The organism is Streptomyces sp. NPDC056835, from assembly GCF_042789485.1.
Classification (GTDB): Bacteria; Actinomycetota; Actinomycetes; order Streptomycetales; family Streptomycetaceae; genus Streptomyces.
Genome location: NZ_JBHUBB010000040.1, coordinates 16994 through 37979, shown reverse-complemented (window position 1 = coordinate 37979; position 20986 = coordinate 16994). Strand labels below are relative to the sequence as shown.

Annotated in this window: 20 protein-coding genes; 17 read left to right on the top strand and 3 right to left on the bottom strand. The window is 70.4% G+C overall.

The window, feature by feature from the left end; genetic code table 11:
- Positions 1-5 precede the first annotated feature (5 nt).
- The 6 genes from ACFRMN_RS33335 to ACFRMN_RS33310 all read left to right on the top strand — a co-directional run bounded on the left by ACFRMN_RS33335 (position 6) and on the right by ACFRMN_RS33310 (position 5128).
- Entirely contained in the window at positions 6-530 is a 525-nt protein-coding gene (locus tag ACFRMN_RS33335; protein ID WP_383026860.1) for a nucleotide exchange factor GrpE, read from the top strand.
- A 6-nt stretch (positions 531-536) separates the two neighbouring features.
- Positions 537-1472 carry a DnaJ C-terminal domain-containing protein gene (locus ACFRMN_RS33330; RefSeq protein WP_383026857.1) on the top strand — a complete coding sequence of 312 codons (936 nt, stop codon included), beginning with the start codon at positions 537-539 and terminating at the stop codon, positions 1470-1472.
- Entirely contained in the window at positions 1469-1825 is a 357-nt protein-coding gene (locus ACFRMN_RS33325) for a chaperone modulator CbpM (RefSeq protein ID WP_383026854.1), read from the top strand. The genes ACFRMN_RS33330 and ACFRMN_RS33325 overlap by 4 nt, the downstream gene beginning before the upstream one ends.
- Positions 1816-4452: an ATP-dependent chaperone ClpB gene (gene clpB / locus ACFRMN_RS33320; RefSeq protein ID WP_383026851.1), complete on the top strand. Its 2637-nt coding sequence runs from the start codon at positions 1816-1818 to the stop codon at positions 4450-4452. The genes ACFRMN_RS33325 and clpB overlap by 10 nt, the downstream gene beginning before the upstream one ends.
- A gap of 87 nt (positions 4453-4539) precedes the next feature.
- Positions 4540-4773 (top strand): UBP-type zinc finger domain-containing protein, encoded by a 234-nt coding sequence (locus ACFRMN_RS33315; RefSeq protein ID WP_383026966.1) that lies wholly within the window; start codon positions 4540-4542, stop codon positions 4771-4773.
- A 109-nt stretch (positions 4774-4882) separates the two neighbouring features.
- A complete protein-coding gene (locus ACFRMN_RS33310) occupies positions 4883-5128 on the top strand; it encodes a hypothetical protein (RefSeq protein ID WP_383026848.1) in 246 nt (81 codons plus the stop codon).
- Between the two features lie 62 nt (positions 5129-5190).
- Here ACFRMN_RS33310 and ACFRMN_RS33305 read toward each other — a convergent pair whose 3' ends face one another.
- Together ACFRMN_RS33305 and ACFRMN_RS33300 are read right to left on the bottom strand one after the other, a co-directional pair.
- Positions 5191-7665, bottom strand: coding sequence for a SpoIIE family protein phosphatase (locus tag ACFRMN_RS33305; protein ID WP_383026845.1), 2475 nt, complete (start codon positions 7663-7665; stop codon positions 5191-5193).
- A gap of 84 nt (positions 7666-7749) precedes the next feature.
- Complete coding sequence (locus tag ACFRMN_RS33300) at positions 7750-8508, bottom strand: DeoR/GlpR family DNA-binding transcription regulator (RefSeq protein ID WP_383026842.1); 759 nt, start codon at positions 8506-8508, stop codon at positions 7750-7752.
- A 321-nt stretch (positions 8509-8829) separates the two neighbouring features.
- Here ACFRMN_RS33300 and ACFRMN_RS33295 point away from each other — a divergent pair, with 321 nt between their 5' ends.
- The 9 genes from ACFRMN_RS33295 (at position 8830) to ACFRMN_RS33255 (ending at position 18406) form a co-directional block, all read left to right on the top strand.
- Positions 8830-9120 (top strand): hypothetical protein, encoded by a 291-nt coding sequence (locus tag ACFRMN_RS33295; protein WP_383026839.1) that lies wholly within the window; start codon positions 8830-8832, stop codon positions 9118-9120.
- Between the two features lie 209 nt (positions 9121-9329).
- Positions 9330-10670 (top strand): ABC transporter substrate-binding protein, encoded by a 1341-nt coding sequence (locus ACFRMN_RS33290; RefSeq protein WP_383026836.1) that lies wholly within the window; start codon positions 9330-9332, stop codon positions 10668-10670.
- Positions 10671-10680: 10 nt separating this feature from the next.
- Positions 10681-11733 carry a carbohydrate ABC transporter permease gene (locus ACFRMN_RS33285; protein WP_383026833.1) on the top strand — a complete coding sequence of 351 codons (1053 nt, stop codon included), beginning with the start codon at positions 10681-10683 and terminating at the stop codon, positions 11731-11733.
- On the top strand, positions 11730-12647 hold the full coding sequence (locus ACFRMN_RS33280) for a carbohydrate ABC transporter permease (RefSeq protein ID WP_383026831.1): 918 nt from the start codon (positions 11730-11732) through the stop codon (positions 12645-12647). Before ACFRMN_RS33285 ends, ACFRMN_RS33280 begins: the two co-directional genes overlap by 4 nt.
- Positions 12648-12714: 67 nt before the next feature.
- Positions 12715-13704 (top strand): carbohydrate kinase family protein, encoded by a 990-nt coding sequence (locus ACFRMN_RS33275; RefSeq protein ID WP_383026828.1) that lies wholly within the window; start codon positions 12715-12717, stop codon positions 13702-13704.
- Entirely contained in the window at positions 13704-15032 is a 1329-nt protein-coding gene (locus ACFRMN_RS33270) for an alpha-glucosidase/alpha-galactosidase (protein ID WP_383026825.1), read from the top strand. The genes ACFRMN_RS33275 and ACFRMN_RS33270 overlap by 1 nt, the downstream gene beginning before the upstream one ends.
- Positions 15033-15106: 74 nt before the next feature.
- On the top strand, positions 15107-16000 hold the full coding sequence (locus tag ACFRMN_RS33265) for an SIS domain-containing protein (protein WP_383026822.1): 894 nt from the start codon (positions 15107-15109) through the stop codon (positions 15998-16000).
- A gap of 126 nt (positions 16001-16126) precedes the next feature.
- On the top strand, positions 16127-16978 hold the full coding sequence (locus ACFRMN_RS33260; protein ID WP_383026821.1) for a ketose-bisphosphate aldolase: 852 nt from the start codon (positions 16127-16129) through the stop codon (positions 16976-16978).
- An 84-nt stretch (positions 16979-17062) separates the two neighbouring features.
- Positions 17063-18406 (top strand): Gfo/Idh/MocA family protein, encoded by a 1344-nt coding sequence (locus ACFRMN_RS33255; RefSeq protein WP_383026819.1) that lies wholly within the window; start codon positions 17063-17065, stop codon positions 18404-18406.
- Here ACFRMN_RS33255 and ACFRMN_RS33250 read toward each other — a convergent pair.
- Positions 18354-18758, bottom strand: coding sequence for a DUF5997 family protein (locus tag ACFRMN_RS33250; RefSeq protein ID WP_383026816.1), 405 nt, complete (start codon positions 18756-18758; stop codon positions 18354-18356). The two genes, ACFRMN_RS33255 and ACFRMN_RS33250, sit on opposite strands and share 53 nt — an antisense overlap.
- 58 nt (positions 18759-18816) lie before the next feature.
- On the opposite strand from ACFRMN_RS33250, the gene ACFRMN_RS33245 reads away from it, so the two are divergent.
- Complete coding sequence (locus tag ACFRMN_RS33245; RefSeq protein ID WP_383026813.1) at positions 18817-19611, top strand: LysR substrate-binding domain-containing protein; 795 nt, start codon at positions 18817-18819, stop codon at positions 19609-19611.
- 126 nt (positions 19612-19737) lie between these two features.
- Positions 19738-20982 (top strand): MFS transporter, encoded by a 1245-nt coding sequence (locus ACFRMN_RS33240; protein WP_383026810.1) that lies wholly within the window; start codon positions 19738-19740, stop codon positions 20980-20982.
- The last annotated feature ends 4 nt before the right edge of the window (positions 20983-20986 follow it).

The window sequence follows — 20986 nt, the reverse complement described above, 5'->3', positions numbered from 1 at the left end:
ACACCATGGCCACCGAGCCGGAACCGGTACCGCCGCCGGACGAACCGGACGCCGCGCCTCCGCGGGAGGCCCGGACGGACGGTCAGCCGGACGACATCCAGAAGGACCTGGCCGAGGCACAGGACGCCTGGCGGCGCGCGCTCGCCGATCTCGACAACCTGCGCAAGCGCCATGCCCGGGAGCTGGAAGGGGTACGGGAGGCCGAGCGCGCCCGTACCGCCGCCGAATGGCTCCCCGTGATCGACCATCTCGAACTGGCCCTGGCGCACGCCCACGCCGATCCCGCCTCGGTCCTCCAGGGCGTCGAGGCCGTACGGGACCAGGCCGTGGACGTACTGGCGCGGCTCGGCTACCCGCGCCAGGAGGAGAGCGGTGTGCCGTTCGACCCGAGCAGACACGAGGTGGTCCGGGTCGTCGATGATCCGGACACCGAGCCGGGGACCGTCGTGGAGGTCCTGCGTCCCGGATACGGGGATGACGGGCGCCAGCTGCGTCCGATGGCCGTGGCGGTCAGTCAGCGACAGGGGTGACGGCGCATGGCACAGGACTACTACGAGGTCCTTGGCGTCCCCCGCTCGGCGAGCCAGGAGGAGATCCAGCAGGCCTATCGGAAGCTGGCCCGTCGCCACCACCCGGACGTGAACAAGGACCCGAAGGCGGAGGAACGCTTCAAGGACGTCAACGAGGCGTACAGCGTCCTGGCCGACCCGGACACCCGGGCGCGCTACGACCGGTTCGGCCCGGACTTCCGGCAGATCCCCGAGGACTACGACGAGCGGGTGGCCGCGGGGGCCGGGCGCGGCGGTGGGGGCTGGGCCTCCACGGGCGGCGGGGTGCGGTTCGCTCAGGGCGCGGGTGGCGCCTACCAGGACGTGGACTTCGAGGATCTCTTCGGCGGCCTGTTCGGCGGGCGCGGCGGGCCCCGCCGGACCGTTCCGGGCGCCGACCAGGAGGCCGAGGTGGAGCTGTCCGTGGAGGAGGCGTATCGCGGCGGGCGGCGTGGGGTCAGCCTCGCCGGGCCGGACGGCCGGCGCGACTACCAGGTCACCATTCCCCGGGGGGTGCGGGACGGGCAGCGGATCCGGCTGGCGGGCGAGGGCGGCCGGGGCAGTCGTGACGCGCCCGCCGGTGACCTCTATCTGCGGGTACACGTCAAACCCCATGAGCGCTACCGGCTGGAGGGCCGCGACATCCATGTCCAGCTGCCCGTGACGCCCTGGGAGGCGGCGCTCGGCGCGACCGTGCCGCTGGCCACCCCGGGCGGCACCGCCAAGGTCACCGTCCCGCCCGGCTCCTCCAGCGGGCGCCGGCTGCGGCTGCGCGGTGAGGGCATGCCCCATCCGCGCGGCACCGACGGCGACCTCTACGCCGAGCTCCGGGTGATGGTCCCGCCGCACCCCACCGACCGTGAACGCGAGCTGTTCGAAAACCTGGCGGCCGCGTCCGACTTCGACCCGAGGAGGCCGGGATGACGCCCGATCAACGGCAGCGACGGCCGGACGCGCCGGCCGTCCGGGTCTACGAGCTGGCGCCCGTCAGAAGGCTCAGTCTGGAGAGCGTGGCCCGCCGCTCGGGCCTGCACCCGGACATGGTCCGGCGCATGGTGACGCTGGGGCTGGTGGACGCCACCCGTGACCCCGCGGGCCGGCTCTGGTTCGATCTGTCCGCCCCGCGCACGCTGGCCCGTATACAGCGGCTGCGGGCCGGACTCCCCCTCAACTACGCCTCCATCGGGCTGGTACTGGACCTGCTGGACCGGATCAGTCTGCTGGAGACGGCGCTGCGCCGCACCGGCGCGAGGAGTGACGACGTGCCATGGACATGAACCGCCTCACCCAGAAGTCCCAGGAAGCCCTGCAAGAGGCCCAGAGCGCGGCCGTACGCCTCGGGCAGACCGAAGTGGACGGTGAGCATCTGCTGCTCGCGCTGCTCGACCAGCGGGACGGGCTCGTACCCCGGCTGCTCGACCAGGCCGGTGTCGAACCGTCCGCGCTGCGCACGGCGGTGGAGGGCGAGCTGTCGCGCCGGCCCAGGTCGACCGGCCCCGGAGCCGCGCCCGGCCAGGTGTTCGTCACCCAGCGGCTGTCGCGGCTGCTGGAGAGCGCCGAGCAGGAGGCCAAGCGGCTCAAGGACGAGTATGTCTCCGTCGAGCATCTGATGATGGCGCTGGCCGACGAGGGCTCCGCGACCGCCGCGGGGCGTCTGCTCAAGGACCACGGGCTCACCCAGGAGGCGTTCCTCTCGGCGCTCACCCGGGTCCGGGGCAATCAGCGGGTCACCTCCGCGACCCCGGAGGCCGCGTACGAGGCCCTGGAGAAGTACGGCCGCGATCTGGTCGCCGAGGCCCGTAGCGGCAGTCTGGACCCGGTGATCGGCCGGGACGCGGAGATACGGCGGGTGACCCAGATACTCAGCCGCAAGACCAAGAACAACCCGGTGCTGATCGGCGATCCGGGGGTGGGGAAGACCGCGATCGTGGAGGGACTCGCCCAGCGGATCGTCCGCGGCGATGTGCCCGAGGGGCTGCGGGACCGTACCGTCTTCGCGCTCGACATGGCCGCGCTGGTGGCCGGGGCCAAGTACCGCGGTGAGTTCGAGGAACGGCTCAAGGCGGTGCTCGGCGAGGTCAAGGCGGCCGGCGGACGGATCCTGCTCTTCCTCGACGAACTGCACACCGTGGTCGGCGCGGGCGGCGCCGAAGGGGCGGTGGACGCCGGGAACATGCTCAAGCCGATGCTCGCCCGCGGTGAGCTGCACATGATCGGCGCCACCACCCTGGACGAGTACCGCAAGCACATCGAGTCCGACGCCGCGCTGGAGCGCCGCTTCCAGCAGGTCCTGGTGGACGAGCCGAGCGTGGAGGACACCGTCTCCATCCTGCGCGGACTGCGCGAGCGTCTGGAGGTCTTCCACGGCGTGCGGATCCAGGACACGGCGCTGGTCGCCGCGGCGACGCTCAGCCACCGCTATATCTCGGACCGGTTCCTGCCCGACAAGGCGATCGATCTGGTGGACGAGGCCTGCGCCCGGATGCGTACCGAGATCGACTCCATGCCCGCCGAACTGGACGAGCTGACGCGGCGGGTGACCCGGCTGGAGATCGAGGAGGCGGCCCTCGCCAAGGAGACCGACCCGGCCAGCGTGACCAGGCTGGAGGAGCTGCGCAAAGAGCTGGCCGATGTACGGGCCGAGGCCGACGCCCGGCACGCCCAGTGGGAGTCCGAGCGCCAGGCCATCCGCAAGGTCCAGGAGCTGCGCCAGGAACTGGAACGGGTCCGTCAGGAGGCCGACGAGGCCGAACGGGCCTACGACCTCAACCGCGCCGCGGAACTGCGCTACGGGACGCTCACCGATCTGGAACGCCGCCTCGCCGCCGAGGAGGAGCAACTGCGCGCCAAACAGGGCGAGACCCGGCTGCTGCGCGAGGTGGTCACCGAGGACGAGATCGCGGAGATCGTCGCCGCGTGGACCGGCATTCCGGTGAGCCGTCTCCAGGAGGCCGAGCGCGAGAAGCTGCTGCGGCTCGACGAGATCCTTCAGGAGCGGGTGATCGGGCAGGACGAGGCCGTACGGCTGGTGGCCGACGCGATCATCCGGGCCCGGTCCGGGATCCGTGACCCGCGCCGTCCGATCGGGTCGTTCATCTTCCTCGGCCCGACCGGTGTGGGCAAGACGGAGCTGGCGAAGACCCTCGCGGCGGCGCTCTTCGACTCCGAGGAGAGCATGGTCCGCCTCGACATGAGCGAGTACCAGGAGCGGCACACCGTGAGCCGGCTCGTCGGCGCCCCGCCCGGATACGTCGGGTACGAGGAGGGCGGCCAGCTCACCGAGGCCGTTCGCCGCAAGCCGTACTCGGTGGTCCTGTTCGACGAGATCGAGAAGGCCCACGCCGATGTCTTCAACACCTTGCTCCAGGTCCTGGACGACGGCCGGATCACCGACGCCCAGGGGCGGACCGTCGACTTCCGCAACACCGTCGTCATCATGACCTCCAACATCGGCTCCCCGTATCTGCTGGACGCGAGCGCGGACGGCGAGATCAAGCCCGACGCCCGCGCGCAGGTGATGTCCGAACTCCGCGCGCACTTCCGGCCGGAGTTCCTCAACCGGGTGGACGACATCGTGCTCTTCAAGCCGCTCGGCCTGACCCAGATCGAGCGGATCGTCGATCTCCAGTTCGACGAACTGCGCCGGCGTCTCGCGGAGCGCAGGATCACGGTGGAACTCACCGAGCCGGCCCGCGAACTCATCGCCCACCAGGGCTTCGACCCGGTGTACGGGGCCCGGCCGCTGCGTCGCTATATCTCGCACGAGGTCGAGACGCTGGTCGGACGGGCGCTGCTGCGCGGTGAGGCGGCGGACGGATCGCACATCAAGGTGGACGCCCAGAACGGCGAGCTGGTCGTGACGTATCAGGACCCGCCCGGGTCCGAGGCACAGCGGGCAGCGTGAGGAAAGGTGAGGGCCGTGACCGGGAAAGCGGGTTCGGTGACGGGGGAGGTGAGGGCCGTGACCACGGACTCCGACTGGCACCTCTCCATGGTGCGACCCGTCACCCCCCGTACCCCCGACGGATGCGAGGAGTGCCTGCGACTCGGCGCGCCCTGGGAGCAGCTGCGCCTCTGTCTGACCTGCGGCCATGTCGGATGCTGCGACTCCTCCCCGCTACGGCACGCCCGCGCCCACGCCGCCTCCCTCGGTCACCCGCTCGTGGCGTCCCTGGAGCCCGGGGAGGACTGGCGCTGGTGCTATATGCACGACGCGTTCGTCTGACACTCCGCCGCCCGGGACCGTTCCCCGGGTTGCCGTGCGCGCCCGGGCACCGGAGCCTGTCAGAACGGACCGCACACGCCGTTCAACCGTTGAGGCAGAGGTCGACTTCATGGCAGAGAGTGAGAAGCCGCGGTTCGCCTACGCGCCAGTGGTCGTGCTGCCTGTTCAGGAGGGTGAACCGCCCTTCCGGCTGGTGGAGATTCACGGCGAGCTGGCCGGCAAGGCGTTCTCGATCGAGGATGTTTTCGAGTACGCCTTCGCGTTGGGCCTGAAGGGCGCCGATCTGGACGACCCGGAGGTGGTCCGGTGGGTGGGCGGCGACCAGTTCACCTGGACCGTCCGGCACTGGCGCTGAGACCCGGCCCGCACTGAGACCCGGCCCAGTGGAAAAGACACCCCGTGCGCGCGGGGGCGGAGTCACAACAGTTCTTGTTCCGCCCAGATGATCTTGCCTTCGGGTGTGTGCCGGGTGCCCCAGCGGTGGGCGAGCTGGGCGACGAGGAAGAGCCCGCGGCCGCCTTCGTCGGTGGTACGGGCGTGCCGGAGCCGGGGAGAGGTGCTGCTCGCGTCGGCGACCTCGACGATCAGGCGGGACTGGCGCATCAGCCGGAGCCGGATCGGGCCTGTGCCGTACCGGACCGCGTTGGTGACCAGTTCGCTGACGATGAGTTCGGTCGTCATGACAAGCTCGTCCAGGCCCCATTCCTCCAGTTGGCGGGTCGCCAGATTGCGGATGCCCGCGACGGCGGCGGGATCGGACGCCACGTTCCAGGAGACGACATGCTCGACGCTCAGGCCACGGGTACGCGCCAGCAGCAGCGCCACGTCGTCGGGTTGCGTCTCGGCGGTCAGCCGCTCCACGGCGGCGGCGCACAGTGCCGTGAGGGAGAGGCCGGGCTGGGCCAGGGCGTGCGAGAGACGGGACATGCCGAGGTCGATGTCCCGGTCGGCGGCCTCGATGAGGCCATTGGTGTAGAGACCGAGCAGGCTGTTCTCGGCGAGCTCGATCTCGGCCGACTCGAAGGGCAGCCCGCCCAGTCCCAGCGGCGGTCCGGCCGGCAGCTCCAGATAGCTGACGTGCCCGTCCGGAGTGACGACGACGGGCGGCGGATGCCCGGCACGGGCCAGCGTGCAACGCCGGGTGACCGGATCGTAGACGGCGTAGAGACAGGTGGCACCGACCACGGTCGTACGGAACGGGTCGGGCACCTCGTTGGCCGGCTCCTCCTCGCTGAGGCGGAGCACCAGATCGTCGAGGTGGGCCAGCAACTCGTCCGGGGGCACGTCCATGTCGGCGAGTGTCTGCACCGCGGTGCGCAGGCGCCCCATGGTGGCGGCGGCGCTGATGCCGTGCCCGACCACATCGCCCACGACCAGGCCCACGCGGGCGCCGGACAGGGGAATCACATCGAACCAGTCCCCGCCCACACCGTCCCCCGCGCCCGCGGGCAGATAGACGGAGGCCACGTCCACGGCGGCACCGCCGGCCAGGGTGTGCGGCAGCAGGCTGCGCTGAAGCGTCACGGTCGCGTTGTGTTCACGGGTGTAGCGGCGCGCGTTGTCCACACACACCGCCGCGCGCGCGACGACTTCCCGGGCCAGCAGGACATCGTCCGGCTTGAAGGACACCGGGTTCAGTGAGCGGAAGAACGTGGTGACGCCCAGCACGGTGTCCCGCGCCCGCATCGGCACGGAGATGAGCGAGTGGAGTCCGTACTCGCGGATGGCCGTGGTCCTGGCGGGCTGCCGTGTCACCCACTGGGGATCGGTGGGGTCAAGGACCTCGATGAAGATCGGCTCGCCGTTGATCAGGAGGTCAGGGCCGTGCGGCGGGGGGATCGAGTCCACCCGGTCACCGATCCGGGCAATGGCCTCCGGGCACCCTTCCCGTACGGAGCTCATGCCCGCCCGGCGCAGTGTCGCCCGGCTGACCGCCGGTCCCGCGTCGGTCAGCCAGGTCCCCTGCCCCTCGTTGCTGAGGATCGGTTCCAGCAGGTCGACGGTGACGAAGTCGGCGAAGCGGGGCACGGCGAAATCGGCGAGTTCCTGGGCCGTCCGAGTCACGTCCAGGGTGCTGCCGACCATGGCTCCCGCGTCGTTGACCATGGCCAGCAGCTCGCGGGCGTTCCACCGGTCGGTCACATCGAGAACGATGTAGCAGACGCCTGTGACGGCTCCATCGGCACCGACCAGGGGAAAGAACGAGGTGGAGTAGGCGTGCTGCCGATGCGGATCCGCCCAGCTCCAGCCCAGGTACTCGTAGTCGGTGACCGGCACGCCGTTCTGCGACACCTTGCGCATCAGGTCTTCGATGATGTCGGCCTGGAGGCCCGGCAGCAGTTCGCTCAGACGGCGGCCCAGGCGCTGCTCACGGGGCACACCGCCGAACCGTTCCAGGGTGTCGTTGAGCCAGATGTAGCGCAGGTCCGTGTCCATGACCGCCATGCCGACGGGCGACCGGGTCACGAACCCGTCCAGCACGGACTGGCCCATCGTCCATTGGGTCCTCTGCGCCCATGCCGAGATCAGAAAGCACTCATCGCCACCGATACGGAACGAGGCGGAGACGCGCAGGTTCATTTCGAAGCGCCGGCCGTCGCGGTGCAGCAGCGTGACGACCCCGCTCCACCCGGCCCCCGCGCGACAGCGTTCGGCGATGGCCACCGCACGCACCCGGTCGCCCGGATCACCCAGGAGCAGAGCGGCGGACCGGCCCACCACCTCCACGGGTGGGTAGCCAAGGATCTCCTCCGCCCCCCGGGTCCAGGCGACGACCCTGCCCGCCGCGTCCACCACCACGGTCCCGCCATTGGATGCGTCCAAAGGAACCTCCGAACGCGCGGGAGGCTGAGCTCCGGGACTCGGGCTCGACTGCCTGCGCGCCGCTGACATCCGCCTCACCATCCCCTTGTGCCCCCCATAATCCCACCGCGTCACGCGATGCGCACGGACGCGCGATCTTCATGCCCGGACAGGTCAGACCTCCGTCACCGCGACGCCCGCGTCGGCGATGCGTGCCAGGGGGTCGGCCGGGGCTCCCCTGTCGGTGACGAGGTGGTCGATGTCCGTCAGGGGGCAGATCTTCGCGAAGGTGACCTTCCCGATCTTCGAATGGTCCGCCACGACGACGGTCCGGCCGCTGTTGGCGGCGAAGGCGCGGTCCGTCGCCGCTTCGAGCTGGTCGTGGGTCGTGCAGCCGTGGGCCGCGCTGATCCCGTCCACCCCGAGGAATGTCATGTCGGTGTGGTGGTCGGCCAGTGTCTTCTCGGCGATGGGGCCGACGAGTTCGTAGCTCGCGGTACGGGCATAGCCGCCGACGACGACGAGCGTCACATCCCTGTGCGGCACCAGTTCGGCGGCGATGTTGACGGCGTTGGTCACGATGGTGACGGGGCCGCGCGCGGCGAGCACACGCGCGATCTCGGCGACGGTCGTGCCACCGGTCAGGCCGACGACCGCACCCTCCGGCACCAGTTCGGCCGCGGCCCGTGCGATGGCCTGCTTCTCGGGCCGGCAGCGCTCCGTACGGTGGTGGACCGGAAGCTCCGCCGCGACGCTGCCGACCACCGCTCCGCCGTGCGTACGGCGCAGCAGGTTGAGCCGGCTCAGGTGCTGCAAATCGCGCCGGACCGTGGCTCCCGAGACATTCAGCAGCCGCGAGAGTTCATTGACGTCGGAGCCGCCTCGCGCGGAGACATGCTCAAGTATCCGCGCATGGCGCTCAGTTTTCAGCATGAGATGAGCATAGCCCCGCACGGGAACGCGCAGCTCGGGGAATTCTCGGGCCCTCGGAGCACCGAACCCACTGCCCATATGCGCAAAGTGCGCAGCTTCGAACTGTTGACATGCCGAAACTTGCTCGCTTTACTCCATGCAACGCCAGAGTTGAGCACCCGGCGCCAGAGGTACGCCCAGCCGGTAACGCGGCCCACGCGCCGTAAGCCCGGACTGAGTCGCCAGGACCCCCCCGTGGAGATCGCGGAGTCCGAGGCGGGGACGTACCCCCCATCTTCTGGAGCTCAAGATGCCCCTCATGAACCGTGTCCGGTCTCGTCGGTGCGTCACCGCCGCGGCGGCCGTGGCAGCGCCGGTGACCACCCCGCCGCTCGCCTCCTCCACCGCGAGCGCGGCCGCCCGGGCCGTGCCCCTCCTCCGGTACACGCCAACTTCGACTACCAGATCGGCGAGCCCTGCACTCCGCCGGCCGGAGTGAAGGTCGTGATCGAGTACAAGGAGAAATACTTCAAGGAGACGTGCGCGGGCTTCGGTGACCGGCTGAGTGCCGTTCTGCGCGACGTCGACGTCACCGCCCCCGGCAACAGCGCGTACGTCCGCAAGACCTGCTGAACCCGCCCGTCCGATCAGCCCGCCGAGCGGTTCTGACCGGCTCGGCCCACCCCGGTCTCGGGCCGGGGTGCACCGAGCCGCCGCTCCCCGCCCCCACGCGGCGCACTCCTGGACACCACCTCACAGCACACCACTTCACAGCACACCACCCACCGTGCCGAGACGCTCCCCGCATGACGTCCCGTGCCGCGTTTCCCTTGGGGGCTCACATGGCCGCAGCACACCGCATTCCCGGCACTCCCGCCGGGCTCTCGCGCCGTACGGTCCTGCGGCGGGGCACAGGTCTGGCGCTCGGCGCCGCCGCCACGGCGGCCCTGCCCGGATGCGGTACGGACACGAGCGACGGCGTCGGAGCCGACGGACGGGTCCTGGTCGAACTCTGGCACGGACAGACGGACACCGGCCGTGCGGCGATCGAGAAACTGGTCGCGGAGTTCAACCGCACCCATCCCGGTATCCGTGTCGATTCCGGCGGGGGCGTGCTGGCCGACGCGATGTTGCAGAAGATCACCGCGGCGCTCGCGTCCGGCTCCTTCCCCGACGTCGCCTACGTCTTCGGCTCGGACCTGGCCAGCGTCGCGCGCAGCCCCTCCGTGGTGGATCTGACCGACACGGTCCGTTCCGGCCCCCTCCCCTGGAACGACTTCTGGGCTCCCGCCCGCGAGGCCGTCACACTCAACGGACAGGTACGGGCGGCTCCCGCACTGATCGACTCGCTCGCCGTGGTCTGCAACAAGAAGCTCTTCCGCGACGCCGGCCTGCCCCTTCCCGAACCGGGCTGGACCTGGGCGGAGTTCGTGGCGACGGCCAAGAAGCTGACCGATGGAGGGCGTGGCACCTTCGGCACGGGCTGGCCCGGCGTGGGCGACGAGGACACGGTGTGGCGGCTGTGGCCGATGGTGTGGGACCTGGGGGGCGATGTCGTCGGCGCGGACGGGCAGCGGATCGGGTTCGCGGACGTCGGCGTACAAGCCCTGGAGACGGTGGCGGCTCTCGCGAAGGACAAGAGCGTCTACGTCGACCCCAAGCCGGGCAGCGAGCAGATGTACCAGGTCTTTCTCTCGGGCCGGATGGGCATGGTCGTCACCGGACCGTGGCAGCTGCCCGACGTGCGGCAGGCGAAGATCGACTACCACGTGGTGCCGCTGCCCAGCTACAGCGGCAAGCCGATGACCATTTCGGGACCCGACACGTGGACCGTGTTCGACAACGGTCCGGCGCGTGTACGGGCGGCACGTACCTTCGTCACCTGGCTGTCGCAGCCCGCCCAGGATGTGCGCTGGGACGTCATGGCCGGCAGCCTGCCGCTGAGCCGGAGTACGGAGGCCCTGCCCGCGTGGCAGGCGCAGGCGGCCAGGACGGAGGGGCTGCCGGTGTTCACCCGGGCGCTGGATACGGCGCGTGTACGTCCAGTACACCCGGCGTATCCGCAGATCTCGCAGGCGCTCGGACAGGCCATCGCCGCCGTACTCCTCGGCAGGAGTACCCCCGTCAAGGCCCTGCGCGCGTGCGCCGACGAGGCCAACGCCGCTCTGCTCATCCCGCGTTGAGAGGAATACGATGTCGCGCCTGCCCACTCCGCTCACGCTTCCGGACCACGGCCACGAGCACAACAAACACAACGACTCCACAACCGATGCCCACGGCGATGAGAACAACCGCGACGCGGTGTCGAGCGCCACTGGGAAGAGGCCACGACCGGGCGCTCCACGGCGCCGGCGGCGCGGGGAGACCGCGACCGCCTGGGCGTTCGTCTCGCCCTCGGTCCTGATCATTCTCGGTCTGAGTGTCATCCCCGTGGCCTGGTCGCTGCTGCTCTCCTTCCAGGCCGACGACCTGGTCACACCCAGCCGCTGGGTCGGTCTCGGCAACTACCACGCACTGGTGCGGGACCCGCATTTCAGCCAAGCGGTGCGCAACACACTGCTGTACACGGCGCTGTATGTGCCGCTGAGCATCGGTCTGGGGCTGCTGCTCGCCCTCGTACTGAACCAGCGGATCCGGCTGGTGGGTGTGTACCGCACACTGATCTTCGTGCCGTTCGTCATCTCGGCGACGGCGCAGGGGGTGCTGTTCTCCTTCATCCTCGACCCGGAGTTCGGTGCGGCCAACTCCCTACTGCACAAGCTCGGTATCTCTTCCCAGGGCTTCCTCACCGACCCCGGACAGGCTCTGCTCGTTCTGGTGGCGATCTCACTGTGGAGCGGCACCGGCTTCTGCGTGGTGGTCACTCTCGCCGCGCTCCAGGACGTGCCACCGTCCCTCATCGAGGCGGCGCGGCTGGACGGCGCCGGACGATGGCACCTGCTGCGGCATGTCATCCTGCCCGCGATCACACCGGTCACCGTGTTCCTCCTGCTGTGGCAGACCATCAACGCGCTTCAGGTCTTCGACCTGGTGTACGTGACGACCAAGGGCGGACCCCTCGGCTCCACCACCGTGATCGTCTACTTCATCTGGGAGCAGGCGTTCAAGAACTTCACCGCCGGTTACGGCGCGGCTGCCGCCTACGCGCTGGCGCTCGCGCTGCTCCTGGTCGCCGCGGTCCCGCGGGTGGCACGGGGCGTACGGGGCCGACGCGAGAACCACCGCCTCGAAGGAGCCGCACGATGACGGCCACATCCACCTCCGCCTCTGCCTCGTCTTCTGTTTCCTCTCCCGCCTCCTCTTCCGTTTCCGCCCGGCCGGCCGCCGGACCTCCGCGAGGCCGTCGGTGGCTGCCGTTCAGCCCCTGGCATCTGCTGCTCGCCCCTCTCACCCTGATCTTCGCGATCCCGCTGATCTGGCTGCTGCTCAGCTCCGTGATGAGCAACGCGGAGATCAACCGCTTCCCGCCGGCCCTCTGGCCGTCGGGGATCGACCTGGGCGGGTACCGGTATGTGCTCGGCAACGCGATGTTCCCGCGCTGGTTCGCCAACTCACTGATCGTCTCGGTGGTCGCGGTGGCGTCCAATCTGCTGCTCGGCTCGCTCGGCGGCTACGCCTTCGCCCGGATGCGGTTCGCCGGCTCCCGTGTCCTGCTTGGCCTGATGCTGGCCACGATGGCGATCCCGTTCCAGCTGACGATGATCCCCACGTTCCTGGTGATGAAGCGTCTCGGACTCATCGACACACTGGGCGCATTGATCGTCCCGTCGCTGGTCACACCGTTCGCCGTGTTCCTTCTGCGCCAGTTCTTCCTTTCCCTGCCCAGGGAACTGGAGGAAGCGGCCTGGATCGACGGCTGCTCACGGCTACGGGTGCTGTTCCTCATTGTGCTGCCGCTGTCGCGACCGGCCCTGAGCACCGTGGCGGTTCTGACCTTCCTGACCACCTGGAATGACCTGACCTGGCCGTTGATCGCCATCAATCACGACACCCAGTACACGCTCCAGCTCGGCTTGACGACCTTCCAGGGGCAGCACCACACCCAGTGGTCCGCCGTCATGGCGGGCAATGTGATCACCGTTCTGCCGGTGCTGCTCGCCTTCCTCTTCGCGCAGAAGTCCTTCATCCAGTCCATCACGTCCAGCGGTCTCAAGGGCTGAGTCCCGCTCCCGCCCTCCGTACACACCACACAACAACACACCACACGCCGCAATCACGGGAAGCCGCATGCCGCACACCTTCGACCTGCTTGTCATCGGGGACGCCAACCCCGACATCGTTCTGGGACCGCTCGACGCGCCGCTCGCCTTCGGGCAGCGCGAACAACTCGTCGACAGCGGCCTGCTCACGCTCGGCGGCTCCGCAGCGATCATGGCGTGCGGAGCCGCCCGGCTCGGGCTGAAGGTCGCCTTCGCCGGGCGCGTCGGGGACGACGAGGCGGGGCGTTTCATCCGTACGGCACTGAATGCCCGGGGCGTCGACACCGACGCCCTGCGCGTCGATCCCGGCCTGCCGACACCGCTCACGGTGGTCGTGACACGCGAGGACGGCGACCGTACGATCCTCACCTCCCCCGGCACCCTGTCCGCCACGGGGCCGGACGACGTTCCCGAGGCGCTGCTCACCAGCAGCCGGCATGTGCACGCAGCCTCCTACTTCCTGCTGCCCAAACTCGCCGACGCGCTGCCCGAACTGCTGGCCACAGCACGGGCGCACGGCATCACCACCTCGCTCGACACCAATGACGACCCCTCCGGCGCGTGGGCGCCCGGAAGTATCGACGCGACGCTCGCGGTCACCGACTTCCTGCTTCCCAACGCGCGGGAGGCGCTGGCTCTCGCGTCCGCCGCCGCTTCTCCGGACGCGGCCGGCTCGCCCGCCACCGCGGATGCCCTGGAGGCGGCGGCCGGCGCACTCGCGGCCCACGGGCCGCGGGTGGTGGTCAAGAACGGGGCGGACGGCGCCCTCGTACACGACGGCCGCACCCTGCTGCGTACCCCCGGGATCGCTGCCGGGCCGCTGGACACCGTCGGCGCCGGCGACAGTTTCGACGCCGGTTTCATCGCCGCGTTCCTGCGCGGCCTGTCCATCGCCGAGGCACTCGAAATCGCCGCCGCGTGCGGCGCTCTGTCCACCCGGGCGCACGGCGGCACCGCCGCCCAGCCCACCTGGGACGAGGCCACATCGGCCCTCGCCCGCAACGGAAAGAACCTCTGATGACCATCACCACCCCGAAGATCGCATTCATCGGCGCGGGAAGCGTCGTATTCACCCAGGGCCTGCTGGCGGACCTGTTCGCGTTTCCGGAGCTCAAGGGCGCCCATATCGCCCTGCACGACATCGACGCCGAACGGCTCGCCACGGCCCACGGCGCCGCCCGCCATATCGCGGACCGGCTGACCGGGGCGAGCGGCACCACGCCCCGTATCACCGCCCACGCCGAGCGGCGCGCGGCCCTCGAAGGCGCCGACTTCGTCATCAACATCGTCCAGGTCGGCATGCGCGAGTCGACCCGTACCGACTTCGACATTCCCGCTCGCTACGGCGTGCGCCAGACCATCGCGGACACCCTCGGCGTGGGCGGGATCTTCCGCGCGCTGCGCACCTTCCCGCTGCTCAAGTCGCTCGGCGAGGACATCGCCGAGGTCTGCCCCGACGCCTGGCTGCTCAACTACACCAACCCCATGGCGATGAACGTCCAGTACCTCACCCGGGCCACCGGGCTGACCCGCGTCGTCGGCCTGTGCCACTCGGTGTACTGGACCATCCGCGACCTCTCGGATCTCCTGGGCGTCCCGCACGAGGAGGTCACCTACCGGGCCGCCGGAGTCAACCACCAGGCGTGGGTGCTGCGTCTCGAACACCAGGGGAACGACCTCTACCCGCGGCTCGACGCCCTCGTCGCGGAGAACCCCGAGCTACGGCGCCGGGTACGCGTCGACATGTACCGGCGCCTCGGCTACTACCCGACCGAGACCAGCGAGCACTCCTCCGAATACGTGCCCTGGTATCTGCACCACGACAGCGAGATCGAGCGGCTGCGCCTGCCCGTCGGCGCCTATCTCGGCATCGTCGACGAGAACATCGCCGAGTACGAGCGGACCCGTGACGCGCTGGCCTGCGGAGCCCCACTGGCTGTCGAGGGCACCATGGAGTACGCCCCCCAGATCATCCACAGCATCACCACCGGCACGCCCCGCACGGTCTACGGCAACGTCCCCAACCACGGGCTGATCGACAATCTCCCGTCGGCCGGTACCGTCGAAGTGCCGTGTCTGGTGGACGCCCTGGGCGTGCAGCCCACCCGGTTCGGCTCGCTGCCCGCCCAGTGCGCCGCGCTCAACCGGGGCTATCTGAGCATGAACGAACTGGTCGTCCGGGCCGCTCTGGAGGACGACCCGCGCTCCATCCGGCAGGCGGCCATGGCCGACCCGGCCACCGCGGCTGCCCTGCCCGTCGAACGGATCTGGGACCTGTGCGACGACATGGTGCGCGCGCACGCGGATCTGCTCCAGCCGTCCCTGCGTACGACGCTCGGCCACTGAGCGCTCCCCGCCGCCCGCTCCCCCTCGCTCCGGAACCCCCGTACCCCCGCACTCTCACACCTCGTCGGAGAATCATGTCGCAGCACCACACCAGCCACGAAATCGCCTCCCAGCCCGCCTGCTGGGAGCGCGCCCTCAAGGAACTTCCCGAGCACGCCCCTGCCCTGCCCGCACCGGGCGAGCGCGTGGCGGTCATCGGCTGCGGGACCTCGCTGTTCATGGCGCAGGCGTACGCCCACCTCCGGGAGGAGGCCGGGCTCGGGCTCACGGACGCGTACCCGGCCTCGGAGGTGAGGCCACACCGCGCCTACGACCGGGTGCTCGCCCTGACCCGTTCCGGCACGACCACCGAAGTCCTCGCCGCGCTCGACCGGTTCGCGCCCGGCGTGCGTACGACCGTCGTCACCGCCGTCGGCGACTCCCCCGCGGCCGCCGCCGCCCACGATGTGATCTGCCTCGACTACGCGGACGAGCGGTCCGTCGTCCAGACCCGCTTTCCCACCACTCAGCTCCTGCTGCTCCGAGCCCACTTGGGCCACAGCACCGTCCGCGCGCTCGCCGATGTCGAAACGGCCCTCACCACCGAGATCGAGCCCGAGCTGCTCCGGGCCGGGCAGATCTCCTTCCTCGGCGCGGGCTGGAGCGTCGGTATCGCGGCGGAGGCGGCGCTCAAGGTGCGGGAAGCGGCGGCCTGGTGGACCGAGTCGTACTCCGTCATGGAGTACCGGCACGGCCCCATCGCCGTGGCCGCGCCGGGCCGGGCGGTCTGGGGGCTCTCGTCCCTGCCCGGGCCGCTCGCCGACCAGATCCGTGCCACCGGCGCCCATCTGCGTCATCCCCGGCTCGACCCGCTGGCCGAACTCGTCGTCGTACAGCGTCTGGCGGTCGAGCTGGCCACCGCGGCGGGCCGTGACCCCGACCAGCCCGCTCATCTGACGCGCTCGGTCGTCCTGGAGCGGACGGGCTGACACCGGCGACGCGACGGGGCACCTCCGTCCGTCGTTCCCCCTCCGTCACTCACATCCCTCATCCGACGTCCCCACATCCACAGCCCCACATCCGCCCCCCACCTGTCCATCACGGGAACCCAGAACATGCCACTCGTCCCCACCGGCGACATCCTCGGCGAAGCGACGCACGGCGTCGGCGCGTTCAATGTCGTCCTCCTCGAACAGCTTGAGGCCGTCCTCGCGGGCGCCGAGCAGGCGAACGAGGCCGTCATCGTCCAGATCAGTGAGAACGCCGTCGCGTACCGGGGCGCCCTCGGGCCGCTCGCCGCCGCCGCGCAGGAGGCCATCGCCGCCGTCTCCGTACCCGTCGCGCTGCACCTGGACCACGCCACCCGGCCCGATCTGATCAAAGAGGCGGTCCGACGCGGCTTCACCTCCGTGATGTACGACGGCGCTCATCTGCCCTGGGAGGAGAACGTCGCCCGTACCCGCGAGATGAGCGACTGGTGCCACACGTACGGCGTATGGGTCGAGGCGGAACTCGGCGCGATCGGGGGCAAGGACGGCGCCCACACCCCCGGCGTACGCACCGACCCCGGCGAGGCGGCCCGATTCGTCCTCGACACCGGTGTCGACGCACTCGCCGTCGCGGTCGGATCGTCACACCAGATGACCCGGCGTACCGCGCTGCTCGATCTGGATCTCATCCGTGACCTGCACGCGGCGGTGCCCGTCCCGCTGGTGCTGCACGGTTCGTCGGGGGTGGACGACAGCCACCTCGCCGCCGCGGTACGGGCGGGGATGCGCAAGATCAATATCGCCACGCATCTCAACACCCTCTTCACCGCGTCGGCGCGCGACTGGCTGTCCGCGCGGCCGACGGCCGTCGATCCGCGCGCCTATCTCCGTCCCGCGCGGAAGGCGGTGGCAGACGAGGTCGCCCGTCTGCTGCGGCTGATCGGACAGGGCCAGGACGGCCGCGTCCCCAGCAACTGAGCACTCAGGGACTCAGGGACTCAGGGACTCAGCGAATTCAGCGGAACTCACGAGTACTCAACGGACTCAAGAAAGGGGAAGCCCATGTCCCAGGTGACGATGGTCCTCGTCGGAGCCGGACTCCGCGGAATGACATACGCCCGGCACGCCCTGGCCACGGGAGCGGGACGGGTGGTCGCGGTGGCCGAGCCCGACCCGCGGCGCCGGGCGCGGGCGGCGGAGGAATTCGGGGTAGCACCGGAGCGGGTGTACGCGGACTGGAGCGAGGTGGTGGCGGCGGGCAGGCTGGCCGACGCCTGCGTCATCGCCACCCAGGACCGGCTGCACACCGGACCGGCGGTGGCACTGGCCGATCTCGGCTACCACATTCTGCTGGAGAAACCGATGGCGACCAGCGAGGACGAGGCTGCGGCGATCGCGGACGCGGCGCGGCGCAACGACATCCTGCTGGCCGTCTGCCATGTGCTGCGCTACACCCCGTACACCCGGCTGCTCAAGCGGCTGCTGGAGAGCGGCCGCATCGGCGGTCTGGTCAGCGTCCAGCACCTGGAGCCCGTCGGCTGGTGGCACCACGCCCATTCGTTCGTACGGGGGAACTGGCGCCGCCAGGACACCTCCGCCCCCATGCTGCTGACCAAGTCCTGCCATGACATCGACTGGCTGGTCCACCTGTTCGGGCGTACGCCCCGGAAGGTCGCTTCCTTCGGCAGCCTGACGCACTTCCGCCCCGAGGGCGCCCCGGCCGGCGCGACCGAGCGCTGCCTCGACTGCCCGCTGGAGACGGGCTGTCCGTACTCGGCCAAGCGGCTGTACCTGGGCTGTCTGGGCAATCCGGACCAGGAATTCTGGCCGCTGTCGGCGGTGACCGACGACCACACCGAGGCGGGTGTGCTGGACGCGCTGCGCGGCGGGCCGTACGGCCGCTGTGTGTACGCGTGCGACAACGATGTGGTCGACCATCAGGTGGTCACCATGGAGTTCGACTCCGGCGCCACCTGTTCGTTCACCATGAGCGCCTTCACCCCCATGGAACAGCGCCGCACCCGGCTGCTGGGCACACACGGCTTCATCGACGGCGACGGAAGCACACTACGGCTGGTCGATTTCCGCGACGGTTCCGAGGAGACCATCGACACACGGACGCGTCCGACGGGGAGCCCGGGGCCTTCGTCCGAGGACGGCCACGGAGGCGGGGACGAGGCACTGACCGACGCCTTCCTCGGCGCCGTCGCCGCCGGTGACGCGTCCCCGCTGCTGTCCGACGCCGCCGAGAGTCTCGCCACCCACCGTGTGGTGTGGGCGGCGGAACGGGCCCGGGTGACCGGCGCGGTGGTCGAACTCGACGTCCACGACCACGCGCCGACGGCGGGAACGGTCAGGAACCCGGTCGGCGGGCTTGGTCGCCTCGCTCCGCGTTCTTCTCCTTGATGCGCAGCGCTTCCTTCCTGACCTCGGCCTGCGTGGCGCGTTCCTGCCGCAGCCACCCGGGGTTGTCGCTCTTCAGCGCCTCGATCTGCTCCGTGGTGAGGGCGTCCGTCACTCCGCCGCGCGCGAGACCCGAGATGGAGACACCCAGCTTCGCGGCCACCACCGGCCGAGGGTGCGGGCCGTCGCGTCGCAGCTCCAGCAGCCACTGGGGCGGATCGGCCTGCAGCGCGTTCAGCTCGGTGCGCGAGACGACACCCTCCTGGAACTCGGCGGGGGTGGCCTCAAGGTACACACCCAGCTTCTTCGCCGCGGTCGCGGGCTTCATCGTCTGGATGGTCTGGTGCGACGTCATGGTGTCAAGAGTAGCGAGCGTGTGCGATACCTCCGACCACGGCCGGTAGCCTGGTGGCGTGACAGGCTCGGAAGTACCCCCTTCGTTCCGGCTCGCGTACGTCCCGGGCGTGACCCCCACCAAGTGGGTGCGGATCTGGAACGAGCGGCTGCCCGACATCCCGCTGACCCTCGTCACGGTGTCCGCCGCCGAGGCGCCGGGTCTCCTGAGGGACGGCGGCGCCGACGCCGGTTTCGTACGGCTGCCGATCGACCGGACGGACCTCAGCGCGATTCCCCTCTACACCGAGACGACGGTGGTCGTGGTCCCGAAGGACCATGTGGTGGCAGCGGTCGACGAGGTGTCCGCCGAGGATCTGGCCGACGACATCGTGCTGCATCCCCTCGATGACACCCTCGACTGGCCGTCCCGGCCGGGACGGCCCGCGAACGCGCGCCCGGCCACGACGGCGGACGCCGTCGAACTGGTCGCGGCGGGGGTGGGACTGCTCGTCGTCCCGCAGTCGCTGGCCCGCCTGCACCACCGCAGGGACCTTACGTACCGGCCGGTCCTGGACGCTCCCGAGTCGCGCGTCGCTCTGTCGTGGCCGGAGGACGAAACCACCGAACTGGTGGAGGACTTCATCGGGATCGTGCGCGGGCGCACGGTCAACAGCTCACGGGGGCGTCCGACCTCGCCACAACCGAAGCGTGAGCGCCCCGACACGGGCGGCGCACGGCGGAAGCCGGCGGCCGGTAGGTCGACCGGTAAATCGGCAGGTAAATCGGCCGGCAAGCCGACCGGCAAGAGTCCGCGGAGCGGTTCCGGCGGTCCCAAGGGCGGTCGGCGCGGCAAGCCCGGCCGTCGGTCGTAGTTCCTCCTCCCCCCGGTCACGGCGCACAACGGCCGCTGCTATCTCCCGCGCGCCGGCCGACAGCCTGCTGACATACTGCGCGGCGCCACTCGTACGGGGTGGACGTCGCGCGGCAGATGGGCGGGGATGGTGGTAGGGAAGTCGCTGGGCCGGCAGTTCGGTTGGCTGTGGGCGGCGTACGGGGTCAGTACGTTCGGCACGTGGCTGGCGTTCGACGCGTTCCCCCTGATCGCGATCCTCGTGCTGCACGCCGGTACGACCGAGGTGTCGCTGCTGGCGGCCGCGGGGCTGGCGGCCGGCGCGGTGGTCGCGGTGCCGCTCGGCCCGTGGGTGGAGTTCCGCCGTAAGCGGCCGGTGATGATAGCGATGGACCTGATCCGGTTCGCCGCGCTGATGAGCGTCCCCACCGCGTACGCGCTCGGCCTGCTCAGCTTCGCCCAGCTCCTGGTCGTAGCGGTCATCGTCGGCGCGGCCGACATCGCTTTCACGGCGGCCGGCGGCGCATGTCTGAAGGCGCTCGTGCGGCCGGAGGACCTGCTCGTCGCGAACGGGCGGTTCGAGTCCACGACGTGGACCGCGTCGGTACTCGGACCGCCGCTCGGCGGTGCCGCGATCGGGCTGCTCGGCCCGGTGATGACCGTGGTGGCCAATGCCGTCAGCTACCTGCTCTCGGCGGCGGGGATCCGCGCGATCGGCGGCGAGGAGCCGCGCCCCGTGCGAACGGGCGCACCACGCTTCCGAGTCGGCGACCTGTTCGACGGATGGCGGTACATCCTGGCCCACCCGGCGCTGCGTCCGCTGTTCTTCAACACGGTCCTGGTCAGCGGTCTGATCATGGCGACCTCCCCGGTGCTCGCCGTCCTCATGCTCAGCCACCTCGGGTTCGCGCCCTGGCAGTACGGCCTCGCCTTCGCCGCGCCCTGCGTCGGCGGTCTCATCGGCTCACGACTGTCCCGCCGACTCGTCGTACGGTTCGGACAGCACAAGGTCATGCTCACCGCCGGGGTACTGCGCGCGTGCTGGCTGCTCGGGCTGGCCTTCATCCGCCCCGGCGTCGGCGGGCTCGTACTCGTCATCGCCGTCGAGTTCGGGCTCATCATGTGCATGGGCGTGTTCAATCCGGTGTTCGCCACCTACCGGCTCGACCACACGGCGACGGACCGGGTCGCCCGCACCCTGTCCGCGTGGTCGGTCACCAGCAAACTCACCATCGCGGCCCTGACCGCCCTGTGGGGCCTGCTGGCCGGCCTCACGGGCCCCCGCACCGCGATCGCGATCGCCGGTCTCCTCCTCCTGACGACCCCGCTCCTGCTCCCCCGGCACGACACCGCGGCACACCACGAGCGGGTACAGGCTCAGCGCCACATCTGACACG